This is a genomic window from Streptococcus sp. 2100, assembly GCF_013276335.1.
GTDB classification, from domain to species: domain Bacteria; phylum Bacillota; class Bacilli; order Lactobacillales; family Streptococcaceae; genus Streptococcus; species Streptococcus pseudopneumoniae.
Genome location: NZ_VMKV01000024.1, coordinates 1 through 3296, shown reverse-complemented (window position 1 = coordinate 3296; position 3296 = coordinate 1). Strand labels below are relative to the sequence as shown.

Annotated in this window: 1 protein-coding gene; it reads right to left on the bottom strand. The window is 41.0% G+C overall.

All coding sequences use genetic code 11. The features are described 5' to 3' along the window. Nucleotides 1-275: 275 nt before the first annotated feature. The coding region (locus HT669_RS11055; RefSeq protein WP_172933639.1) for a DUF1542 domain-containing protein at nucleotides 276-3296 on the bottom strand (3021 nt) is incomplete at its 5' end.

Sequence of the window (3296 nt, the reverse complement as noted above, 5' to 3'; positions counted from 1 at the left end):
GGTGGAATCTCTACAGGAACAATAGGTTGTGGCATTAAAATATCCTCCAATAGTTTTACTTTACTAATAGTATACAGGAGGTCTTCCATGAATGATAGATACCTTGTTATGACGCGCTTACCCTTGTTATGACGCGCTTACAAGCCAGCCGTCCACTTCCTGAAATGCAAAAATCTCCTAGCAGGCTTTCCTGCTAGGAGATTTTCTTATGAGAGGTACTTGTTAAGCTTTGAAAATTGGATTTATTATTCGATAAGTATCAAACCATCTACCAATTAAGCTTCTTCGTCTTCTTTACGACGACGACCTGCAAGACCAAGACCAAGTAAGGCACTTGCGGCAGCTGCTACCATAGCTACAGTAGAATCTGCTGTACCTGTATTTGGCAACTCTTTAGCGACTGTACGCACGTTTGTTGCTGCTTGAGCTGGAACTACAGCTGGTGTTTGAGCAGCTTGGTCATTAGCTGGACTTGCATGATTAGTTGCTGGAGAAACTTTCGCCAGGAAGTCTTCGATACGTTTAACCGTTGCAGCCACATCTGCCTGAGTTGCATCTGCATTGGCAAATACTTTCTTAGCGTCTGCCAATAAGTCAGTCGCTGCTTTTGCAGTTTCTGCATCAAGCTTAGTTGATTCTTGGATGATTAGTCCTTCTAACTGACGAATAGCATCTGCTAACTTAGCTTTATCCACTTTTGCTTCAGTGTTAGTAGCTCCGTTATTTTGAGCTGAAGGAGCTTGTTTAAAGATAGCTTCAGCGGTAATTGCTAAAACTTTGCCATCTTTAGTTACAACAGTTGCATTTCCTGCCTTGTCAAAGAGAACATCTACTACATCAGCATTTGCTGCTTTAATCTTAGCTTTTGCAGCTTCTTTTTCTGAATCTGTTAAGTTAGTAAAGTCTGCTACTGTTTCTTTTTCAAAGTCAAGGTTGATGTTATCTCCGCTATTCTTAGCTGTTACATCACTTTCTGTTTTCACTAATTGGTCTTTTGCAATCGATACTGTATTTCCATCTAGTGTTACTGTGGCGTTACCTTTATCGTCTACTACTACAGTCGCTCCTGAATTGACGGCTTCAATTGCTTTCTTAACTGCTGCTTTTTCATCTTCCGTTAAGTTATCTTTGTTTCCAACTAATGTACGGAATGCTGGTGTTTTCACTTTAGCAGTCTTAGCTTCGTCAGCTAGGTTTCCAGCTGGGATTACTAGGTCTAAAGCTGGAATATTCAGAACTGTACCATCAGCTTTAGTTACTGTTGCATTACCTTTGTCGTCTACTACTACAGTTGAACCTGGGTTGACTGCTTTAACCTTCTCTTCGATAGCTTTCTTCTCTTCTGGAGTTAAGGCATCTGGATCTGCTACTACAGTTTTAGCTGCTGGTGTATTGACATCATTGCCTGCATTTTCTTTAGTAATATCATCTTGTGTTTTCACTAAATCAGTGGCTGGAATGACCGCTGTCTTACCTTCTGGTGTTGTAACTGTAGCATTACCCTTATCGTCTACTACTACAGTTGAGCCTGGGTTGACTGCTTTAACCTTCTCTTCAATAGCTTTCTTCTCTGCGTCTGTCAACTTGTCTAGGTTCGCTGCTACAGTTTTAGCTGCTGGTGTATTGACATCATTGCCTGCATTTGGTTTAGCTGCATCTGCTGCTGACTTCGTCAAGTCTGTTGCTGGAATAACGGCTGTCTTACCTTCTGGTGTTGTGACTGTGGCATTTCCTTTATCGTCCACTACTACAGTCGCTCCTGGGTTAACTGCTTTAACCTTCTCTTCAATAGCTTTCTTCTCTGCAACTGTCAACTTGTCTGAGTTCGCTACAACCGTCTTATCCGCCGGCTTAACGATGTCGTTGCCTGCGTTTGGTTTAGTTGCATCTTCCGGTGATTTGAATAAATCTTTCCATGGAATTGTTGCCACAGTTCCATCATTTAAAGTAACAGTAGCGTTACCTTTATCATCAAATTTAACAGATTTAGCCTCAGGATTGAGTTTTCTTAATTTTTCTTCTACTTTGGCTTGTGCAGCTGAATCAGTCGGTTCACCAACCACTTTATCTGCTGGTTTAACAATTTCACCATTTCCTGCGTCAGATTTAGCTGTATCTTCCTTAGTTCTCACTAACTCAGTTGATGGAATCGTTGCAGTCTGACCTTCTGGTGTAGACACTGAAACAGTTCCGTCTGCATCGAGTAGCACAATAGAATTTGGATTTACAGACTTAACAGCAGCAATAATTTGAGCTTTTTCTGACTCTGTCAACATCGATTTATCCTTGATGATAACTTTATCAAGTGGTTTGTTAATATCGTTTCCACCTTTACCATTATCTAGATTCTCCAACGTTTTCACCAAATCAGTTGGATTAATGATTCCCTTATCACCATTTGCTGTAGTAACTTCAATATTTCCAGCGTCGTTATATTTAACCTCTTTGGCTGTTGGGTTCACTTTCCTCACTTCTTCTAAGATTTTAGCTTTTTCCTCAGCTTTTAGGTTGGCTGGATCATTAACTAGCGCTTTATCAATTGGTCTGTTAATATCCCCAACTGCTCTAATTGCCGATTTATCCGCGTCTTGAATCTTATTAACATCTGCTTCTTTATTCGCAGCATCTACTAATTTCTTAGCTTCGGCTGCTATTTGATCTGCTTTATCTTTAAGATTCTCTTTCGCTTTAGGAGATAAGTCAGTACGCGCGTCAATCTCTTCTTTCTTCGCTTTTGTTTGCTCATCAATGGCTTTACGAGCATTTGGTTTATCTTCTACAACAGGTAAAACTTTCCCTATTTCAGCATTTGCATCATCTTGAAGTTTCTTAACCTCTGAATCTGTTGTAGCAATATCAATTGCTTGCTTAGCTTCTTTGGCTAAGGCTGTCGCTTTTTCAGCAGCTTCAGCTTTTTCTTCATCCGTGGCATCTGGTGTGTTTTCAATGGCTTTTAGTTGTTCAGCTAGCTTATCATCAATAGCTTTCTTGGCTGCAGCTTTAGTTGTTGTTTCTGGATTCACAGCTTTAATCGCTGCTACACCGTGTTCCTTAGCACTATCTACTGCTCCTTGAACCTTCCTTGATTCCTCTGGTGTTGTGGTTACATCTGGTTGAGCATCAATGGCCTGGTTCGCTTCGGCTGCTCGAGCTTGAGCTTCTGCTTTAACTTTCGCTTTTTCTTCAGCTGTTAGATCTTGGCGAGCATCAATTTCTGCTTCTTTCTTAGCTAGTTCATCTGCCACTGCTTTCTTAGCAGCTGCTTTGGCTACTGGATTCACAGCACCAACTGCAGA